This is a genomic window from Streptomyces sp. enrichment culture, assembly GCF_964272895.1.
GTDB lineage: Bacteria > Actinomycetota > Actinomycetes > Streptomycetales > Streptomycetaceae > Streptomyces.
Map to the genome: position 1 here is coordinate 6,396,714 of NZ_OZ186832.1, position 19,374 is coordinate 6,416,087.

The following is a 19,374-nucleotide window of genomic DNA, read 5'->3' on the forward strand; positions in this document are numbered from 1 at the left end:
GCCTCAGCAGGCGTCCCGCATCAGCTCCGCGAGGTCGCGGTCCAGGTCGACCATGAGGTGCTCCCGGCCCGCCGGGACCAGCTCGCCGGTCGCGTCCAGGAACCGGCGCACCTCGGCGGAGTGCAGATGCACCACCGCGGTGCCCTCCGGGGCGTGGAACTCCAGCTCGGTGCGGTCGTAGCCGTAGGGCCGCACCCGCACGTCACCGAACCCCTCGGCGCCCTCCAGGCCCGCCGCCAGCAGCTCGCGGGCGAAGGTCCAGCACACCTCCACGCCCTCCAGCGTGGCCTGGGCCGGGAACGTCATACGGACGGCGAACGGGTCGCGCCGGTCGTAGTGCAGCGTCGCCGGGATGCGCTGCATCCGCGGTGCCGCGGCGACCAGACGGGCCTCGACGGGCTGCTCGATCACGGTGGACAAGGCCTTGCTCCCTTGCGACGGCGGGACGGAATTCCGGGTGGATGGCGGCCGGTCACCGGAAGAGACGTAGGAATCGGCCGAGACGTGCACACCCCTCTCCAGTGACCTCTGTCACCGTGTTCCATCACTGCGGTGACTCACTCCTGCGATATCGAACAATCAGGCGCTCTGGACGGCGCCGAGGGCGTCGGCTAGCTTCGCGCGCCATGAGGCGTATGGGGAGCACGCGAGGGACGGGACGATCGGGGCGGGCCGGCCGGGCGGTGGCCGCGGCCATGGCGTGCGGGGCGGCGCTGGCCGCGCTGACCGCCGTACCGGCGCAGGCGGACGAGGAGCGGACGGCGCCGCACTGGGAGCTGAAGGACAGCGGCACCACCGCGGTCCGGTTCCGGGGGCTGGCCGCCGTCAGCCGGCAGATCGCCTGGGTGTCCGGGAGCGCCGGGACGGTGCTGCGGACCACCGACGGAGGCGCGAGCTGGCGGAACGTCTCGCCGCCGGGGGCCGAGGGGCTGCAGTTCCGGGACATCGAGGCGTTCGACGCCCGGCGGGCCGTGGTGCTCGCCATCGGGGAGGGCGAGGCATCGCGGGTCTACCGCACCGAGGACGGCGGGGCCACCTGGACGGAGTCCTTCCGCAACACCGACCCGCGGGCCTTCTACGACTGCCTCACCTTCTTCGACCACCGCCACGGCCTCGCCCTGAGCGACCCGGTGGACGGCAGGTTCCGCATCCTGTCCACCGGCGACGGCGGCCGCTCCTGGACGGTGCTGCCGAACGCGGGCATGCCCGCCGCGCAGGAGGGCGAGGCCGGGTTCGCGGCGAGCGGCCAGTGTCTGGTCGCGTCCGGACCGAAGGACGTGTGGCTGGCCACCGGCGGCGCCGCACGCGCGCGCGTGCTGCACTCCGCGGACCGCGGACTGACCTGGACGGCCGCCGACAGCCCGATCCCGGCCGGCGACCCGGCCCGCGGTGTCTTCGCGCTCGCCTTCCGCGACCGCACCCACGGCCTCGCCGTCGGCGGCGACTACCGCCCCGACCAGACCTCCCCGCGGGCCGCCGCGCGCACCACCGACCGCGGCCGCACCTGGCAGCCGGCCGACCGCCCGCCGCCCGCCTACCGCTCCGGTGTGGCCTGGCTCCCGCACAGCCGCAGCGCCGCCCTCGCCGTCGGCCCCACCGGCACCGACCTCACCACCGACGGCGGCCGCACCTGGCGCACGGTGGACACCGGCTCCTACGACACCGTCGACTGCACCCCCGACCGCGCCTGCTGGGCCTCCGGCGAGAAGGGACGCGTCGCCCGCCTGGAGCACTGAACGCGCCCGAGCGTGCCGTCACCGGGAGGATGACCGGGAAAGCGGGTACCCGGTGACGGCCGTTGAGAGGAGTGAGCACTCATGCCACGCGGTTCCAGTCCCAAGCGGGAACGCCAGTACGAGCACATCAAGGAGAGCGCGCTGGACCGGGGGGAGAGCAAGTCCCGCGCCAAGGAGATCGCCGCGCGCACCGTGAACAAGGAACGCGCACGCTCCGGCGAGTCCAAGACGGCGAGCCGCACCTCGACCCAGGACATGTCCTCGGGCAGGCGCGGCGGCCAGCGCTCCGGCAAGGGTTCCCAGGGACCCACCTACGACCAGCTGTACGAGGAGGCCAAGCGCCGCAACATCCACGGCCGTTCGGACATGAACAAGGCGCAGCTCCAGCGCGCGCTGGGCAAGTAACGATCCGCTCGATCCCGGCCCGGTCCCCCGCGACGGCGACGATCACCGCCGTCGCGGGGGTTCTTGCGTCCGGACGCCGGGAGACGCCCCTGCGCGCACTGCTCCTCCGGCCAGGCCAGGTGCGCCGGTTGCACGGCGTCCAGGGCCTCCGGGGGCGCGGTGCAGGACAGTTCGGGGACACACATGATCGCGAGCCTGTCCTCGCGGACCGTACGCTCGTTCCCATCATGACGACCGTACGCATTCCCGCGGGCTGGCCCGCGACCGAGGAGCAGGCCCGCGCGGTGCAGGACGAACTGCGGGAGCGGGTGGTGCTGGACGAACCGGGGCCGCCGCCCGGCACGGGGTACGTCACCGGGGTCGACGTGGCCTACGACGACGAGCGCGACCTGGTCGCCGCGGCGGCCGTGGTGCTGGACGCGGCGAGCCTCGACGTCGCCGCCGAGGCGACGGCCGTCGGCCGCATCTCCTTCCCGTACGTCCCCGGCCTGCTCGCCTTCCGCGAGATCCCGACCGTCCGCGCGGCCCTCGACGCCCTGCCCTGCGCGCCCGGACTGGTCGTCTGCGACGGCTACGGCCTCGCCCACCCGCGCCGCTTCGGTCTGGCCAGCCATCTGGGCGTCCTGACGGGGCTGCCCACGATCGGCGTCGCCAAGAACCCGTTCACCTTCACCCACGCCGACCTCGACGCCCCGCGCGGATCGACGGCCCCGCTGCTCGCGGGCGAGGAGGAGGTCGGCCGGGCGCTGCGCACCCGCGACGGGGTGAAGCCGGTGTACGTGTCCGTCGGCCACCGCGTGTCCCTGGACACCGCCTGCGCCAACGTCCTGCGCCTGACCCCGCGCTACCGTCTGCCGGAGACCACCCGCCGCGCCGACGCCCTGTGCCGACGGGCGCTGCGGGAGGCGGCGGGGGAGTGACGCCCGCGTAGGTATGGGGAGTGTGCCGCCCGCGTAGGTATCCGGAGCCCGCGGCTGAGTACGCGTACGGATATCCGGTCACCCGTCCCGGCCCCGAGGCTGGCCGCATGCCCACTCACCGTGCCTCCAAGCCCGTCGCCACCGCCGCCCGGCCCGTCGAGCGCGCCGTCACCACCGCCCTGGTCCTCGGCACCCTCGCGGGCCTGGCCTGGATCGCCGGCATGATCTGGACGCTGGTGCGGTGGCCGATATGAGGGCCGGGACCGCGGCTTTCCACCGGCCCCGCCGGTCGCGAGCCGCTGCCCCGCCGCCGGCCGCCGCCGGTGCGCGGCCCGGCCGCTTCCCGGTATCCGTGACGCCCCGCCTCAGCGGGTCGCCGCCACCCGGAAGGTGATCCCCGCGCGGGTCAGCCGCTCGATCAGGGCGTCGCCCATCGCCACCGCGGTCGTCACCTGACCGGCCGTCGGCGGCAGGTCGTCGAAGGCCAGCGAGAGCGCCGACTCGGCGAACATCTTGGCCGTCTCGCCGTACCCGGGGTCGCCGCCCGCGACCTCGGTGAAGACCCGGCGTCCGCCGCCCTCGCCGACGAAACGCACCGAGAACCAGCTCCGGGCCCGCTTCTGCGCGCTCGGCCCCTCACCCGGCCGGAGCCGCCCGGACAGCCAGCGCCGGGCGGCCGGCACCTGGGCCGCCGCGAACAGCGCGCCGACGGCCGCGACCCCGCCCACGGCGACCGGAAGACGCCGTACGGCGGCGTAGTGGCGGTAGCGGAAGTCGGGACCGTAGCGCTCCAGCGCCCTGGCGGAGCGGCCCACGATCTGCGGGTCGATGGTCGGCAGCGGCAGCGCCCACGCGCCGACCTCCGGTGCGTACCGGGGCGCGGCGGCGGGGGTCGTCGCCCGACGGCCCATCAGACGCGGCTCGTGCCGGCGCCGGTCGCGGGCGGCGGCGAGCATGCTGCGCCCGCGGGCGAACTGCTCCAGCGCCGAGGCGAACGTACCGCCGGAGAAGGCCGCGTCGACGCTGACATAGCTGTCCACGGTCAGCGGCACGCCCTTCGGCAACTGCTGCACGGTGAAGTACGCGCCCAGGTCGTGCGGCACGGAGTCGAAGCCGCAGGCGTGCACCAGGCGGGCGCCCGTCTCGCGCGCGCGTGCGTCGTGCCGGACGTACATCAGGTCGACGAACTCCGGCTCACCGGTCAGATCCAGATAGTCGGTGCCCTCGTCGGCGCAGGCGGCGACGAGCTCCTCGCCGTAGCGGACGTAGGGGCCCACCGTGGTCGCCACCACGCGCGCCTGCCGGGCGAGGGCACGCACCGAGTCCGGCCGGGCCACGTCGGCGCGCAGCACGCCGACCGCGGAGCCGCCGGGCAGCGCGGCCCGCAGCCTGTGCAGCTTCGTCTCGTCACGGCCCGCGATCGCCCAGCGCAGCTCCTCGGGCGCGTGCGCCGCCAGGTACTCGGCGGTGAGCCGGCCGACGAAGCCGGTGGCTCCGAAGAGCACGATGTCGTACGGACGTTCCGCCCTGTTCAGCCTGCTCATGACACCTCTCGATCCCGCGCCCCGCGCCGTTGTCGGTGGCTGAGGCTAGCGTGAGGAGTGCGGAGCCCGACGAGGAGGCCGGAGGTGTGCGGTGGCGGTGGCCCGAAGTGCCCTGAACAAGTGGGAGAAAGTGCGCCAGTTCGCCCTCGGGCTGCCGGGTGCCGCGGAGGATCACCCCTGGGGGGAGACCGTCGTCAAGGTCGACAAGAAGGTGTTCGTCTTCCTGGGTGTCACCGACGGCAGCCATCCGCTGGGCCTCACCGTCAAGCTCAAGGACGAGACCGCCCATGCGCACGCCCTCAGCGCGCCCGGCGCCGAGCCCGCCGGGTACGGCCTGGGCAAGGCGGGCTGGGTGAGCGTCCCGCTGGCGGGCGCGGGCTCGCCCCGTGCCGACCTGCTGTGCGACTGGGTGGAGGAGAGCTACCGCGCGGTCGCGCCCAAGCGGCTGACGGCCGAGCTCGACGCCCGCTGAAGCCGGCGCCCGGAGCGCTGTCCGGCCCGGCCCGTGTCGCCGTAGATTGTCTAAGCGCTTGCTCTTGCCTGGAGGGGAACAGGTTTCTAGCATCACTGGTGTTACAGCACTACTGTCACAAGCGGCTGGGGGCCGGATGACGACGGCGAGGGAGCCGGGGCAGGGCCCGCTCACGGACGTGCGAGTGGTCGAGCTGGCCGGCATCGGACCCGGCCCGTTCGCCGCGATGCTGCTGGCCGACCTGGGAGCGGACGTCGTCCGGGTGGACCGGCCCGGCGGGCAGGGGCTCGGGATCGACCCGGCGTACGACATCACCAACCGCAACAAGCGCTCGGTGGTCGTCGACCTGAAGGCGCCCGACGGCCCCGCCCGCGTCCTCGACCTCGCCGCACGGGCCGATGTGCTGATCGAGGGCTACCGCCCCGGCGTCGCCGAGCGCCTGGGCGTCGGCCCCGAGGACTGCCACGCCCGCAACCCCGCGCTGGTCTACGGCCGCATGACCGGCTGGGGCCAGGAGGGCCCCCTCGCCCACCGCGCCGGTCACGACATCGCCTACATCGCCCTCACCGGCACCCTCGGCATGATCGGCGCCCCCGACCGGCCCCCGGCCGTCCCGGCGAACCTGGTCGGCGACTACGCGGGCGGCTCCCTCTATCTCGTCGTCGGTGTCCTCGCCGCCCTGCACCACGCCCGCGCCACCGGCACCGGCCAGGTCGTCGACGCGGCCATCGTCGACGGCGCCGCCCACCTCGCCTCGATGATCCACGGCATGCTCGCGGCCGGCGGCTGGCAGGACCGGCGCGGTGCCAACCTGCTGGACGGCGGCTGCCCGTACTACGGCACCTACGAGACCGCCGACGGCGGTCACATGGCCGTGGGCGCTCTGGAGGGCCGGTTCTACGACGAGTTCCTGGAGCTGCTGGGCATCCCGGAACTCGGCCCGGCCCGCACGGACCTCACCCGCTGGGGCGAACTGCGCGAGGCCGTGGCCGCACGGTTCCTCACCCGCACGAGGGACGAGTGGACGGCCGTCTTCGAGGGCTCCGACGCCTGCGTGGCCCCGGTGCTGTCGCTGCGCGAAGCCCCGCACCACCCGCATCTGGCCGCCCGCGGCACCTTCACCGACCACGGCGGCATCACCCAGCCGGCCCCCGCGCCCCGCTTCTCCGCCACCCCGACGGCCGTGCGCGGCGGCCCCGCGCTCCCCGGCGCCGACACCCATGATGTGGCCCGCGACTGGGACGTACCGCGACTCCTCGACACTCCCGAAACCCTCGTTGAAAGGCCCCTTCCGTGAGCACCGAAGCGTTTGTGTACGACGCGATCCGCACCCCGCGCGGGCGCGGCAAGGCCAACGGCGCCCTGCACGGCACCAAGCCGATCGACCTGGTCGTCGGACTGATCCACGAGATCCGCGCCCGCTTCCCCGGCCTGGACCCGGCCGCGATCGACGACATCGTGCTCGGCGTGGTCGGCCCGGTCGGCGACCAGGGCTCCGACATCGCCCGGATCGCGGCGATCGCGGCCGGGCTGCCGGACACGGTCGCGGGCGTACAGGAGAACCGCTTCTGTGCCTCGGGCCTGGAGGCCGTCAACCTGGCCGCCGCCAAGGTCCGTTCGGGCTGGGAGGACCTGGTCCTCGCGGGCGGTGTGGAGTCGATGTCGCGGGTGCCGATGGCCTCCGACGGCGGCGCCTGGTTCAACGACCCGATGACCAACCTCGCGGTCAACTTCGTGCCCCAGGGCATCGGCGCCGACCTGATCGCCACCATCGAGGGCTTCTCCCGCCGGGACGTCGACGAGTACGCGGCCCTCTCGCAGGAGCGCGCGGCCACCGCCTGGAAGGAGGGCCGCTTCGACCGCTCGGTCGTGCCGGTGAAGGACCGCAGCGGCCTGGTCGTCCTCGACCACGACGAGCACATGCGGCCCGGCACCACCGCCGACTCCCTCGCGAAGCTCAAGCCGTCCTTCGCGGACATCGGCGACCTGGGCGGTTTCGACGCCGTCGCGCTGCAGAAGTACCACTGGGTCGAGAAGATCGACCACGTCCACCACGCGGGCAACTCCTCCGGCATCGTGGACGGCGCCTCCCTCGTGGCCATCGGCTCGAAGGAGGTCGGCGAGCGCTACGGCCTCACCCCGCGCGCGCGGATCGTCTCCGCGGCCGTCTCCGGCTCCGAGCCCACCATCATGCTCACCGGCCCGGCGCCCGCCACCCGCAAGGCGCTGGCCAAGGCGGGCCTGACCATCGACGACATCGACCTGGTCGAGATCAACGAGGCGTTCGCCGCGGTCGTGCTGCGCTTCGTGAAGGACATGGGCCTGTCCCTGGACAAGGTCAACGTCAACGGCGGCGCCATCGCCCTCGGTCACCCGCTGGGCGCCACCGGCGCGATGATCCTCGGCTCGCTCGTGGACGAACTGGAGCGCCAGGACAAGCGGTACGGCCTCGCCACGCTGTGCGTCGGCGGCGGCATGGGCATCGCCACGATCGTCGAGCGCGTCTGACCCCCTTCCCGACGGATCACCACGGAGCAACCTCCCCATGAGCACTCAGCCCACCACCATCCGCTGGGAGCAGGACCGCAGCGGCGTCGTCACCCTCGTCCTGGACGACCCGGACCAGTCCGCGAACACCATGAACGCGGCCTTCCGCGCCTCCCTCGCCGCGGTCACCGACCGCCTGGAGGCCGAGAAGGACACCGTCCGCGGCGTCATCCTCACCTCCGCCAAGAAGACCTTCTTCGCGGGCGGCGACCTGCGCGACCTCATCCGGGTCACCCCCGAGACCGCACAGGACCTGTTCGACGGCGGCCTGGAGATCAAGCGCCACCTGCGCCGCATCGAGACCCTGGGCAAGCCGGTCGTCGCCGCGATCAACGGCGCGGCCCTCGGCGGCGGTTACGAACTCGCCCTCGCCTGCCACCACCGCATCGCCCTGGACACCCCCGGCACCAAGATCGGCTGCCCCGAGGTGACCCTCGGCCTGCTGCCCGGAGGCGGCGGTGTCGTACGCACCGTACGGCTGCTGGGCATCGCCGACGCGCTGCTGAAGGTGCTCCTCCAGGGCCAGCAGTACAACGCCCGCCGCGCCCAGGAGAACGGCCTGGTCCACGAGGTCGCCGAGACGCAGGAGGAGCTGCTGGCCAAGGCCCGCGCCTTCATCGAGGCCAACCCCGAGTCCCAGCAGCCCTGGGACAGGCCCGGCTACCGCATCCCCGGCGGCACCCCGGCCCACCCGAAGTTCGCCGCCAACCTGCCCGCCTTCCCGGCCAACCTGCGCAAGCAGACGGGCGGCGCCCCCTACCCCGCCCCGCGCAACATCCTCGCCGCGGCCGTCGAGGGCGCCCAGGTCGACTTCGAGACCGCCCAGGTGATCGAGGCCCGCTACTTCGTGGAGCTGGCCGCCGGGCAGACCTCGAAGAACATGATCCAGGCGTTCTTCTTCGACCTCCAGGCCGTCAACTCCGGCGCCAACCGCCCCCAGGGCGTCGCGCCCCGCGAGGTCCGCAAGGTCGCCGTCCTCGGCGCCGGGATGATGGGCGCGGGCATCGCCTACTCCTGCGCCCGCGCCGGCATCGACGTCGTCCTGAAGGACGTGTCCCTGGAGGCCGCCCTCAAGGGCAAGGGCTACTCCGAGAAGCTGTGCGCCAAGGCCGTCTCCCGCGGCCGTACCAGCCAGGAGAAGGCGGACGCGCTGCTCGCCCGCATCACGCCCACCGCCGAGGTCGCCGACCTCGCGGGCTGCGACGCGGTCATCGAGGCCGTCTTCGAGGACACCTCCCTCAAGCACAAGGTGTTCCAGGAGATCCAGCACGTCGTCGCCCCCGACGCCCTGCTGTGCTCCAACACCTCCACCCTGCCCATCACCGCGCTCGCCGAGGGCGTGGAGCGCCAGGCCGACTTCATCGGGCTGCACTTCTTCTCGCCCGTCGACAAGATGCCCCTGGTCGAGATCATCAAGGGCGAGCGCACCGGCGACGAGGCCCTGGCCCGCGCCTTCGACCTGGTCCGGCAGATCAGGAAGACGCCGATCGTCGTCAACGACTCGCGCGGCTTCTTCACCTCGCGGGTCATCGGCCACTTCATCAACGAGGGCGTGGCCATGGTCGGCGAGGGCATCGAGCCCGCCTCCGTGGAGCAGGCCGCCGCGCAGGCGGGATATCCGGCCAAGGTCCTCTCCCTGATGGACGAGTTGACGCTGACCCTGCCGCGCAAGATCCGGAACGAGACGCGGCGGGCGGTCGAGGAGGCGGGCGGCACCTGGCAGGAGCACCCCGCCGAGGCCGTGATCGACCGCATGGTCGACGAGTTCGGCCGCACCGGCCGCAGCGGCGGCGCCGGTTTCTACGACTACGACGACAGCGGCAAGCGCGTGGGCCTGTGGCCGGGCCTGCGCGAGCACTTCACGCGCGAGGGCGCGCGGATCCCGTTCGAGGACATGCAGGAACGCATGCTGTTCTCCGAGGCTCTGGACACCGTCCGGCTGCTGGAGGAGGGCGTGCTGACCTCCGTCGCCGACGCCAACATCGGCTCGATCTTCGGCATCGGCTTCCCCGGCTGGACCGGCGGTGTGCTCCAGTACATCAACGGCTACGAGGGCGGCCTGCCGGGCTTCGTGGCCCGTGCGCGGGAGCTGGCCGAGCGCTACGGCGAGCGCTTCGAGCCGCCCGCGCTGCTCGTCGAGAAGGCGGAGAAGGGCGAGACCTTCACCGACGCGCGCTGACAGGCCCGTTGATCCACCCGCGGCCCCGGCACCTTGCCGGGGCCGTTGTGCATCAAGCGCGTAATAAGGCTGAAACAGGACTGTACGGCCTCTTGCCGCGAACCGGACTTGCCTCAACTCTGAGGCCACACTCCATCGCGTGCCCCGGGGGGCCGTCATGTCATACCAGCGCCCTGCCCTGCGAAGACTCCTCGCCGTCCTCGCCGCCTGTGTCCTGGGCCCGGCCGCCGTTCTGGTGGCCGCCCCCACCGCGTCCGCCGAACCGGCAACTCCCGTCGCCTACCCGGCGGGTGCGACCGCCACCCGCTACTCCGGCCTCGCCTTCGACACCTGCACGGCTCCGCCGCTCAGCTCGATCCAGGCATGGAACGCCTCCCCGTACCGAGCCGTGGGCGTCTATGTCTCCGGCGTCAACCGCACCTGCGCCCAACCCCAGTTGACCGCGTCCTGGGTGGCGTCGGTGTCACGGATGAAGTGGCGTCTGCTGCCCATCCACAAGGGCCTGCAGCCGCCCTGCGGCGCCCGCCCCTCCGACGCCAAGATCAGCCGCACCCTGTCCACCGCCCGCTCCCAGGGCATCGCCGCCGCCACCGAGGCTGTCAAGGCCGCCAAGGCCCTCGGCATGCTCCCCGGCAGCGCCCTCTACAACGACATCGAGCACTACAGCCAGACCGACACCGGCTGCCGCAACGCCGTCCTCACCTACGTCTCCGCCTGGACCAAGGAGCTGCACCGCGTCGGCTGGGTCTCCGGCGTCTACATGAACCTCAACCTCGGCGCCAAGCAGCTCTCCGACGTCTACACCTCCACCACCTACGCCCGCCCCGACGCCCTGTGGATCGCCCGCTACGACGGAGTCGACTCCCTCAAGGGCTGGGCCGGCATCTCCGACGCCAAGTGGGCCCGCCACCAGCGCGCCAAGCAGTACCGGGGAAGCCACGACGAGACCTACGGCGGAGTCCGGATCAACATCGACAACAACCGTCTCGACGCCCCCGTCGCCACGGTCGCCCACCCCTACCAGGTGACCAGCGCGACACCGCTCAACGCCCGCACCGGCCCCGGTACGGGCTACCCGGTCGCCGCCACCTACGCCCGCGGCACCACGCTCAGGGTCGTCTGCCAGACACCCGGCACCAAGGTCGGCACGACCACCGTCTGGAACAAGCTCAGCAACGGCCACTACGTCACCGACTACTACGTCAGCACCCCGTCGAACACCGGCTACAGCGCCCCGCTGCCCCGCTGCGCCTACCCCTACCAGGCCACCGCCTCGGGCGGCCTGACCGAGCGCAGCGGACCGGGCAGCGGGTACACCGCCACCGGCACCCTGCCCAACGGCGGCCTCGCCTGGGTCACCTGCCAGCGCCCCGGCACGCGGGTGGGCACGACCTCGGTGTGGAACCGCCTGATCAACGGCCGCTATGTCACCGACCACTACGTGGCCACGCCCGGCTCCACCTCGTACAGCAGGCCCGTCCCGCGCTGCTGAACGCCCCGGCTCAGGCGCGTGGCTCCGGCTCGTGATGCGTGAGCCACGCGCGCAGCTCCTCCCGCAGTGACCGCTGAAACGTCGTCAGCAGCGCTTCCACCACCAGCGGATGCATGTGGGCGGACAGTGACCTCACCTCCCGCGGGGCGCGTTCGGAGACCGCCTCCCGCAGAAGTCGCGACAGCTCGGCCGCCGCCGCCCGCGAGTGCTCGATCAGCACGGTGCGGGCGGCGAGCAGCGTCTCCTGCGAGAACGGCATGCCGAGCAGCTCCACACCGAGCCGCAGCAGACCGGTGTCCACCCGGAAGCGGCCGTCGTCCTCGGGGGCGATCACGCCCATCGCCGCCAGCCGCTCCACCTCCCCGTCGTCCAGCGGCCGCCCGGCCAGCCGCCCCAGCTCCTCGCGCGACACCGACTCCACCGCCTCCGGCGCCCAGGAGGCCACCACCGCCCGGTGGATCGCCAGGTCGTGCGCGCTCAGCCCGGTCGGCAGCGCGCGCAGATACCGCTCGATCGCGGCGAGCGTCATGCCCTGCCGCTGCAGCTCCTCGATCAGCGACAGCCGGGCCAGATGGTCCGGGCCGTAGCGGCCCACCCGGCGCGGGCCGATCACCGGGGGCGGCAGCAGTCCCTTGGTGCCGTAGAACCGCACGGTGCGGACCGTGACGCCCGCGCGCGCGGCCAGCTCGTCGATCGTGAGGGTCGGCTCCCCGGTGTCCGTCGTCATGCCGAGCAGTATCGCTGTCACACCAGTGGTGTGACACCTGGGACTGTCACCGGCTGCTCCCGGATGTGAGAAGTAACGCTCTGTGACGTGGGTCACCGTATGTGATGCGAAGGCTGTGGGAAGGTGCTGCCTTGGTCTGTGTCGCAAACCGACGGCTGGGCCATGTCATGCAAGGCCGTACGGGCGTATCCCGCCCGGACGCACCAGAGAGTGGAAACACCCGTGAGCAAGGACGCCGTGGACACGGCACAGGTTGCCGCCCACCCCCAGGCGACCCAGGCGCCCGCCGACGCGGGCGACGCCGGCTACAGCAAGGGTCTCAAGCACCGCCACGTCAACATGATCGCGATCGGCGGCGCGATCGGTACCGGTCTCTTCCTCGGCGCGGGCGGACGTCTGCACAACGCGGGCCCGGCGCTCGCGCTGGCCTACCTCGTCTGCGGCGTCTTCGCCTTCTTCGTCGTGCGGGCGCTGGGCGAGCTGGTCCTGTACCGGCCGTCGTCCGGTTCCTTCGTGTCGTACGCGCGCGAGTTCCTCGGCGAGAAGGGCGCCTACGTCGCCGGCTGGATGTACTTCCTGAACTGGTCGACCACCGGTATCGCCGACATCACCGCGATCGCGCTGTACACGCACTACTGGAGCGCCTTCACCAGCATCCCGCAGTGGGTGCTCGCCCTGATCGCGCTGGCGGTGGTCCTCGCCATCAACCTCATCTCGGTGAAGATCTTCGGCGAGATGGAGTTCTGGTTCGCGATCATCAAGGTCGCCACGCTCGTGGCCTTCATGTTCGTCGGCATCTTCCTGCTCGCCACCCAGCACGAGGTCGGCGGCCAGACGCCCGGTCTGCATGTCGTCACCGACAACGGCGGTGTCTTCCCGCACGGTCTGATGCCGGTCGTCCTGGTCATGCAGGGCGTGATCTTCGCGTACGCCGCCCTTGAGCTGGTGGGTGTCGCCGCCGGCGAGACCGCGGAGCCGGAGAAGGTCGTCCCGCGCGCGGTGAACTCGATCATGTGGCGCGTCGGCCTCTTCTACGTCGGCTCGGTCGTCCTGCTGGCCCTGCTCCTGCCCGGCTCGGTCTACTCGGCCGACGAGAGCCCCTTCGTGACGGTCCTGTCGAAGATCGGCGTCGAGGGCGCGGGCGACGTGATGAACCTGGTCGTCCTGACCGCCGCCATGTCGTCCCTCAACTCGGGCCTGTACTCCACCGGCCGCATCCTGCGCTCCATGGCCATGGCCGGCTCGGCGCCCAAGTTCACCGCCCGTATGAACCGCAGCCAGGTCCCCTACGGCGGCATCCTGCTCACCTGCGCGGTGTGCGTCCTCGGCGTCGGCCTGAACTTCCTCATGCCGCACCAGGCATTCGAGATCGTGCTGAACATCGCCTCCCTGGGCATCATCAGCACCTGGGTGATCATCATGGTCTGCCACCTGATCTTCGTCCGCCGCGCCAAGGCGGGCCTGGTCGCCCGGCCGCACTTCCGCCTCCCCGGCAGCCCGGTCACCGAGATCGCCACCATCGCCTTCCTCCTCGTCTGCCTCGGCATGATGTGGAACGACCCCGAGGTCGGCCGCTGGACCCTGCTGCTGATCCCGGTCATCGCCGCCATGCTCGTCGTCGGTTGGTGGGCCATCCGCCGCACCGCCGCGAAGAACGAGGAACGCGAGCTGACCGACCTCACGAAGTAGCAGCTCACCGCCACTGTCAGTGGCATCGCCTACGGTGGCGTCATGTCGGAGATCACGTATGTCCGAGGTGACGCCACCGTTCCGTCGGGCAAGGGCACGAAGATCGTCGCCCATGTCTGCAACGACATCGGCGGCTGGGGGAAGGGCTTCGTGCTCGCGCTGTCGCGGCGCTGGCCGCAGCCGGAGGCCGCCTACCGCCGCTGGCACCGCGAGCGCGCGTCGAACGACTTCGGCCTGGGCGCGGTCCAGCTCGTCCAGGCCGAGCCGTATGTCTGGGTCGCCAACATGGTCGGCCAGCGGGGCATCCGGACCGGCAGCAAGGGGGTGCCCGTGCGGTACGAGGCCATCGACGCCGCTCTCGACCGGCTCGCCGGACACGCCGCCGAACTCCGCGCGTCCGTGCACATGCCGCGCATAGGGTGCGGTCTGGCCGGTGGGACCTGGTCCCGTGTCGAACCGCTGATCATGGAGCGGCTGGTGCGCCGGGGGATCGCGGTCACGGTCTACGACCATGGGAAGTGACCGCGCGAACGGGTAGGCATCGCCCCTGGAGGTGAGTCCCACGAACATCGGCCCACTGGAACCCCGGATCCCGGACCTGGCGGCGGCACTGGTGCTGTTCACCGTCTGCCACGCCGTCATGGTCCGGCTGCTGCGCCGGATCGACCGTGTCCTTCAGGCGCGTGAACAGGCGACGGACGGAGTCGACCGGCAGGCCGCCGAGACACGCGCCGAAGCCGACGCCGTACGCGAGGCGACGCTCAGGCTGCTCGCCGACGCCCGCCACGACGCCGCCCGCATCCGCCAGCAGGCCCGTCAGGAGGGCGCCGCCCTCGTCGCCGAGGCCCGCGCCGAGGCCCTGCGGGAATGCGACGCCCTGCGCGCCGAGTCCACGGCCCGCATCGAGGCCGACCGCGCCGCCGCCGAACGGGAACTGCGGCCCTATGTCTCGGCGTTGGCGCACGAGGTGGCGAGCCGCGTCCTGGGCGAACCGATCGCGCCCACGTCACGCACGGCCACGGCCGAGACGCGCTGACGCTAGGCTGCCGACGGGCGTGGACCTTCAGAAGGGGCGGGGGATGAGCCGGAGCATCGACGTGCTCGTGCTGGGCGGCGCGGGCGTGGACACCATCATCCGCGTACCGGAGCTTCCGCTGCCGTACGCCGACAGCTACATGATCGAGGACGGCATCCGGGCCCGCGCCGGACAGACCGGGGACTTCGTCGCCCTGGGCCTGACGGCCCTCGGCCTGCGCACCCACCACCTCGACCTGCTCGGCGACGACCCCGAGGGCGACCTGGTGCGCGCGCTGCACGAGGAGCACGGCATCGCGCTCACCGCGATCCCGCAGCCCGCCGGAACCAAGCGCGCGGTCAACCTCGTCGGCCCCGACGGCCGCAGGCTGTCCCTGTACGACTCCAGCCGCGGCCACCCCGACGACCGGTTCCCCGAGGACGTACTGCGCCCGCTGGCCGAGGCCAGCCGCCACGTCCACGTCTCCATCACCCAGCCCTGCGCCCACACCCTGCCCCTGCTGCGCGAGTCCGGCGCCACGATCTCCACCGACCTGCACAACTGGGACGGCGAGAACCCCTACCACGAGCCCTTCGCGCACGCCGCGGACGTGGTGTTCCTCTCCGCCACCGCCCTCACCGACCCGGAGGCGGTCATGCGCCGCATCGCCGAGCGCGGCCGCGCCGAGGTGGTCGTCGCCACGGCCGGCGCGGACGGCGCCCACCTCCTGGCGGACGGCGAGCTGACCCATGTGCCCGCGGTGCCGCCGCCCGCGCCGGTGGTGGACTCCAACGGCGCGGGCGACGCCTTCGCCGCCGCGTTCCTCCACGGCCGCCTCACCGGCGAGCCCCCGCGCCGCTGCGCGCTGTACGGCGCGATCGCGGGGGCGTACGCCTGCACGGTGCCGTCGACGCGGGCGGCGGCCATCGACCGGGCCGAACTCCTCGCCCGGGTCAGGGAGGCGGAGTCGGCCCCGGCGAGCCGCCGGCCGACGGCTCAGTGCCCGTGACCGTGCCCGGTCCCGTTCCCGTGCCCGTTGTCGTGCACGCCGTTCGTCGCTGCGATCTTCTTCCACGACTTCGGCCGCACGGGCACCCCGCTGACGGACCGCGCGACACCCGCGTCCCGCGCGGTGGACACGGCCGGCTTCGACGGCTGGTACAGCCATGTCTCGAACAGCGCGTCCAGCTGCCGCCCGGACACCTCCTCGGCATAGGCGACGAAGTCCGCGACCGTCGCGTTGCCGTGCGCGTACCGCTGCGGCCAGCCCTTGAGCAGCGTGAAGAAGTGCCGGTCGCCGATCTCGTTGCGCAGCGCCTGCAACGCCAGCGCGCCACGGTCGTAGACGGCGAGATGGAACTGGTTCTCCGGGCCGGGATCGCCCGGCCTCACCGTCCAGAACGGATCGCCGGCACCGCGCGAGGCGTACACATAGTCGGCGATCTCCTGCGCCGTGCCCTCGCCCTCGTGCTCGGACCACAGCCACTGCGCGTACCGCGCGAAGCCCTCGTTGATCCAGATGTCCTTCCACCCGCGCACGGACACCAGGTCTCCGTACCACTGGTGGGCCAACTCGTGCACGACCACCGAGGTGTTCGACCCGTTGGCGAACTGCCGGGGGCTGTAGAACGGCCGCGTCTGCGTCTCCAGCGCGTACCCGGTGCCGGTGTTCGGCACATAGCCGCCCAGCGCGTTGTACGGGTACGGCCCGAAGTACTCCACCAGCCAGTCCGCGATCTCACCGGTCCGCTCCACGGACGCCCGCGCGGCCCCGTAGTGGTCGCCGAGGTCCTTGCTGTAGGCGTTGAGGACGGGGATGCCGCTGTCGGTCGTGCCGGTGGTGATGTCGAACCTCCCGACCGCGAGCGTGGCCAGGTACGTCGCCTGCGGCTTGTTCGAGCGCCAGTTCCAGCGGGTCCAGCCCAGCCGTGAACTCGACGACTGCAGACGGCCGTTGGAGATGGCCTGGGTGCCGTCCGGCACGAGCACCGACACGTCGTAGGTGGCCTTGTCCAGCGGGTGGTCGTTGCTCGGGAACCACCACCACGCCGCCTCGGGCTCGTTCGCCGCGACACCGCCGTCCGGGGTGCGGTGCCAGCTGGTGAAGCCGTACGCCTTCTCCTCGGAGGGCACCCCGCGGTAGCGCACCACCACGGTGACGGGCGTGCCCTTGGGCAGCGGGGTGCGCGGGGTGATCTCCAGCTCGTGCTCGCCGGACGTCGAGAACCTGGCCTTGCTGCCGTTGACCCGCACCTCGCTGACGTCCAGCAGGAAGTCCAGGTTGAACCGCGACAGGTCCTCGGTGGTGCGGGCCAGCAGGGTGGCGGTGCCCTCCAGCTCGTCGGTCGCCGGCTGGTACTTCAGCCGCAGGTCGTAGTGGGAGACGTCGTATCCGCCGTTGCCGTAGGCCGGGTAGTAGGGGTCGCCGATGCCCGGTGCGCCCGGCGGGACGCTCGCGGCCGATGCCGGGATCGCCAGCAGTACGGTGGCCGCCGCCAGTGCGCCCGGCGCGATGATTCTGCGGTGCACGAAAGCTCCAAGTCGTAGGGGCACGAGGTCATTTCCGACCCTATTGACTCGCCGGGCGACCGGACATGTCCACGGCCCCTGCCGTCACACGACTGCCATTCGGCCGAAACAGAGCGCCTACTGCCCCCTTCTGCACGCCAGTTGCCGGATGTACCGTCCGCGCATGCCGATACGCACGCGCTTCATGACCTGGAGACCGTACGCGACGGCGGCCTCGGCCGCCCTGATGGCCACCCTCCTCACCCCGGCGACGGCCCAGGCCGACACCCCGCGCACCAGCCGGCCGGTGTACTCCTACGACCAGGCGATCCGCGAGGCCGTCTGGGTCGACACCGGCCTCGACGGGGACGGCGACGGCCGCACCGACCGCGTCGCCGCCGACATCGTCCGCCCCCGCGAACCCGCCCGGCAGGGCCGCCGCGTCCCCGTCATCATGGACGCCAGCCCGTACTACTCCTGCTGCGGCCGCGGCAACGAGAGCCAGCGCAAGACGTACGACGCCAACGGGAACGTCGTCCAGATGCCGCTGTTCTACGACAACTACTTCGTGCCCCGCGGCTACGCCTTCGTCGCCGTCGACCTCGCCGGCACCAACCGCTCCGACGGCTGCGTCGACGTCGGCGGCCGCTCCGACATCCGGTCCGCCAAGGCCGTCGTCGACTGGCTCAACGGCCGCGCCGAGGCGTACACCACCCGCACCGGCACCACCCGCGCCAGGGCCGACTGGACCAACGGCCGCACCGGCATGATCGGCAAGAGCTACGACGGCACGATCGCGAGCGGTGTCGCCGCCACGGGCGTCGAGGGCCTGGAGACGATCGTGCCCATCGGCGCGATCTCCTCCTGGTACGACTACTACTTCGCCCAGGGCGCCCCGCTGTTCGGCTCCGGCCCCGACTGGCTGTCGAACTACGTCGAGAGCCCCGAGGCCCGCGCCCGCTGCGCCGCCGTGCAGCGGTCCATCGTCCAGGGCGCCCCGCGCAGCGGTGCCTGGACGCCGTTCTGGACCCAGCGGGACTACGTCAAGGACGCGGCGAACGTCGACGCCAGCGTCTTCGTGATCCACGGCATGCAGGACCTCAACGTCCGGGCCAAGCACTTCGGCCAGTGGTGGGACGCCCTCGCGCGAAACGGCGTCGAGCGCAAGATCTGGCTGTCCCAGGTCGGCCACGTCGACCCCTTCGACTTCCGCCGCGCCGCCTGGGTGGACACCCTGCACCGCTGGTTCGACCACGAACTCCTCGGCTACGACAACGGCATCGACGACGAGCCGATGGCCGACATCGAGCGCCGCCCCGACCAGTGGGTCACCTCGTCCGTCTGGCCGCCGACGGCGACCGAGCCCACCGTCCTGCGGCCCGCGAGCGGTGCCCACCCCGGCGTCGGCACCCTGGGGCTGCGCCCCGCCACCGGCACGGAGACCTTCACCGACGACCCCGCGCACGGCGAGACCGACTGGGCGGCCCACATCGACCGACCCACCCCCGACAAGGCGGGCTTCACCACCGCCCCCCTCACCCGCCCCCTGCGCCTGTCCGGCGCCTCGAAGGTCACCGTCACCGCGACCCCCTCCACCCCCACCGCCCACCTCAGCGCGGTCCTGGTGGACCTCGGCCCCGACACCATCCGGGACTACGCGGCCCCCGGCGAGGGCATCACCACCCTCACCGAGCGCAGCTGCTGGGGCGCGAGCACCTCCGGTGACAGCGCCTGCTTCAAGGAGACCGCGGCCAGGACCGCCGATGTCGACTTCACCATCGTCAGCCGCGGCTGGACCGACCTCGCCGCCATGGCCGGTACGCCCCTCACCCCCGGCAGGCCGTACACGATCACCCTCGACCTGGCGGCGACGGACCATGTCGTCCCGGCCGGCCATCGGCTCGCCCTGATCGTCGCGGGCACCGACGAGGACCTCATCGAGCCCCCGTCCACGACCCCGACCCTCACCCTGGACCTCGCCCGCACCTCGGCCCGCGTCCCCCTGGTCGGCGGCGCCCCCGCGTTCGCCCGCGCCACGGCCGACGGCACCCCCGCCACACCCCCGGCGGCCCCGCTGGAGGGCGTCGGCGCACCGGGCGGGGCACAGCGCGTCCCGTAGCGGCACCGAGGATCCCCGGCC

The 19,374-nt window shown here is 72.5% G+C and carries 18 protein-coding genes; 14 read left to right on the forward strand and 4 right to left on the reverse strand.

Annotation, left to right across the window (positions count from 1 at the left end; all coding sequences use genetic code 11):
• Positions 1–3: 3 nt before the first annotated feature.
• Positions 4–420: an SsgA family sporulation/cell division regulator gene (locus ACSU6M_RS28565; RefSeq protein ID WP_437073476.1), complete on the reverse strand. Its 417-nt coding sequence runs from the start codon at positions 418–420 to the stop codon at positions 4–6.
• Positions 421–695: 275 nt separating this feature from the next.
• On the opposite strand from ACSU6M_RS28565, the gene ACSU6M_RS28570 reads away from it, so the two are divergent.
• The 4 genes from ACSU6M_RS28570 (at position 696) to mmpA (ending at position 3,315) form a co-directional block, all read left to right on the forward strand.
• Complete coding sequence (locus ACSU6M_RS28570) at positions 696–1,736, forward strand: WD40/YVTN/BNR-like repeat-containing protein (RefSeq protein WP_437075393.1); 1,041 nt, start codon at positions 696–698, stop codon at positions 1,734–1,736.
• An 81-nt stretch (positions 1,737–1,817) separates the two neighbouring features.
• Positions 1,818–2,141 carry a plasmid stabilization protein gene (locus tag ACSU6M_RS28575; RefSeq protein ID WP_437073478.1) on the forward strand — a complete coding sequence of 108 codons (324 nt, stop codon included), beginning with the start codon at positions 1,818–1,820 and terminating at the stop codon, positions 2,139–2,141.
• Positions 2,142–2,368: 227 nt separating this feature from the next.
• Positions 2,369–3,061 carry an endonuclease V gene (locus ACSU6M_RS28580; RefSeq protein WP_437073480.1) on the forward strand — a complete coding sequence of 231 codons (693 nt, stop codon included), beginning with the start codon at positions 2,369–2,371 and terminating at the stop codon, positions 3,059–3,061.
• A 107-nt stretch (positions 3,062–3,168) separates the two neighbouring features.
• Positions 3,169–3,315, forward strand: a complete 147-nt coding sequence (gene mmpA, locus ACSU6M_RS28585) for a morphogenic membrane protein MmpA (protein WP_437073481.1) — start codon at positions 3,169–3,171, stop codon at positions 3,313–3,315.
• Between the two features lie 111 nt (positions 3,316–3,426).
• Here mmpA and ACSU6M_RS28590 read toward each other — a convergent pair whose 3' ends face one another.
• On the reverse strand, positions 3,427–4,605 hold the full coding sequence (locus ACSU6M_RS28590) for a saccharopine dehydrogenase family protein (RefSeq protein ID WP_437073483.1): 1,179 nt from the start codon (positions 4,603–4,605) through the stop codon (positions 3,427–3,429).
• A gap of 91 nt (positions 4,606–4,696) precedes the next feature.
• On the opposite strand from ACSU6M_RS28590, the gene ACSU6M_RS28595 reads away from it, so the two are divergent.
• From ACSU6M_RS28595 to ACSU6M_RS28615, 5 genes are all read left to right on the forward strand, one after another.
• A complete protein-coding gene (locus ACSU6M_RS28595) occupies positions 4,697–5,077 on the forward strand; it encodes an MmcQ/YjbR family DNA-binding protein (RefSeq protein WP_437073485.1) in 381 nt (126 codons plus the stop codon).
• A gap of 136 nt (positions 5,078–5,213) precedes the next feature.
• Entirely contained in the window at positions 5,214–6,374 is a 1,161-nt protein-coding gene (locus ACSU6M_RS28600; RefSeq protein WP_437073486.1) for a CaiB/BaiF CoA transferase family protein, read from the forward strand.
• Complete coding sequence (locus ACSU6M_RS28605; RefSeq protein WP_437073488.1) at positions 6,371–7,585, forward strand: acetyl-CoA C-acetyltransferase; 1,215 nt, start codon at positions 6,371–6,373, stop codon at positions 7,583–7,585. The genes ACSU6M_RS28600 and ACSU6M_RS28605 overlap by 4 nt, the downstream gene beginning before the upstream one ends.
• Before the next feature lie 37 nt (positions 7,586–7,622).
• Positions 7,623–9,803, forward strand: a complete 2,181-nt coding sequence (locus ACSU6M_RS28610; protein ID WP_437073489.1) for a 3-hydroxyacyl-CoA dehydrogenase NAD-binding domain-containing protein — start codon at positions 7,623–7,625, stop codon at positions 9,801–9,803.
• Positions 9,804–9,960: 157 nt separating this feature from the next.
• The gene (locus tag ACSU6M_RS28615; RefSeq protein WP_437073490.1) at positions 9,961–11,295 is read left to right on the forward strand and encodes a glycoside hydrolase domain-containing protein; all 1,335 of its coding nucleotides are present in this window, start codon (positions 9,961–9,963) and stop codon (positions 11,293–11,295) included.
• Positions 11,296–11,305: 10 nt separating this feature from the next.
• Here the strand turns inward: ACSU6M_RS28615 and ACSU6M_RS28620 are convergent, their stop codons facing one another.
• Positions 11,306–12,022, reverse strand: coding sequence for a MerR family transcriptional regulator (locus ACSU6M_RS28620; protein ID WP_437073491.1), 717 nt, complete (start codon positions 12,020–12,022; stop codon positions 11,306–11,308).
• A 222-nt stretch (positions 12,023–12,244) separates the two neighbouring features.
• On the opposite strand from ACSU6M_RS28620, the gene ACSU6M_RS28625 reads away from it, so the two are divergent.
• Genes ACSU6M_RS28625 through ACSU6M_RS28640 form a run of 4 tightly spaced genes read left to right on the forward strand, consistent with a single transcriptional unit; the run spans position 12,245 to position 15,735 of the window.
• Entirely contained in the window at positions 12,245–13,711 is a 1,467-nt protein-coding gene (locus ACSU6M_RS28625; RefSeq protein WP_437073493.1) for an amino acid permease, read from the forward strand.
• 42 nt (positions 13,712–13,753) lie between these two features.
• On the forward strand, positions 13,754–14,233 hold the full coding sequence (locus ACSU6M_RS28630) for a macro domain-containing protein (protein ID WP_437073495.1): 480 nt from the start codon (positions 13,754–13,756) through the stop codon (positions 14,231–14,233).
• Between the two features lie 31 nt (positions 14,234–14,264).
• Positions 14,265–14,747, forward strand: a complete 483-nt coding sequence (locus ACSU6M_RS28635) for a F0F1 ATP synthase subunit B family protein (RefSeq protein ID WP_437073496.1) — start codon at positions 14,265–14,267, stop codon at positions 14,745–14,747.
• Positions 14,748–14,790: 43 nt separating this feature from the next.
• Complete coding sequence (locus ACSU6M_RS28640; RefSeq protein WP_437073498.1) at positions 14,791–15,735, forward strand: PfkB family carbohydrate kinase; 945 nt, start codon at positions 14,791–14,793, stop codon at positions 15,733–15,735.
• On the opposite strand, the gene ACSU6M_RS28645 is transcribed toward ACSU6M_RS28640, so the two are convergent.
• Complete coding sequence (locus ACSU6M_RS28645) at positions 15,723–17,255, reverse strand: M1 family metallopeptidase (RefSeq protein ID WP_437073500.1); 1,533 nt, start codon at positions 17,253–17,255, stop codon at positions 15,723–15,725. The two genes, ACSU6M_RS28640 and ACSU6M_RS28645, sit on opposite strands and share 13 nt — an antisense overlap.
• Before the next feature lie 163 nt (positions 17,256–17,418).
• On the opposite strand from ACSU6M_RS28645, the gene ACSU6M_RS28650 reads away from it, so the two are divergent.
• Positions 17,419–19,353 (forward strand): Xaa-Pro dipeptidyl-peptidase, encoded by a 1,935-nt coding sequence (locus tag ACSU6M_RS28650; protein ID WP_437073501.1) that lies wholly within the window; start codon positions 17,419–17,421, stop codon positions 19,351–19,353.
• The last annotated feature ends 21 nt before the right edge of the window (positions 19,354–19,374 follow it).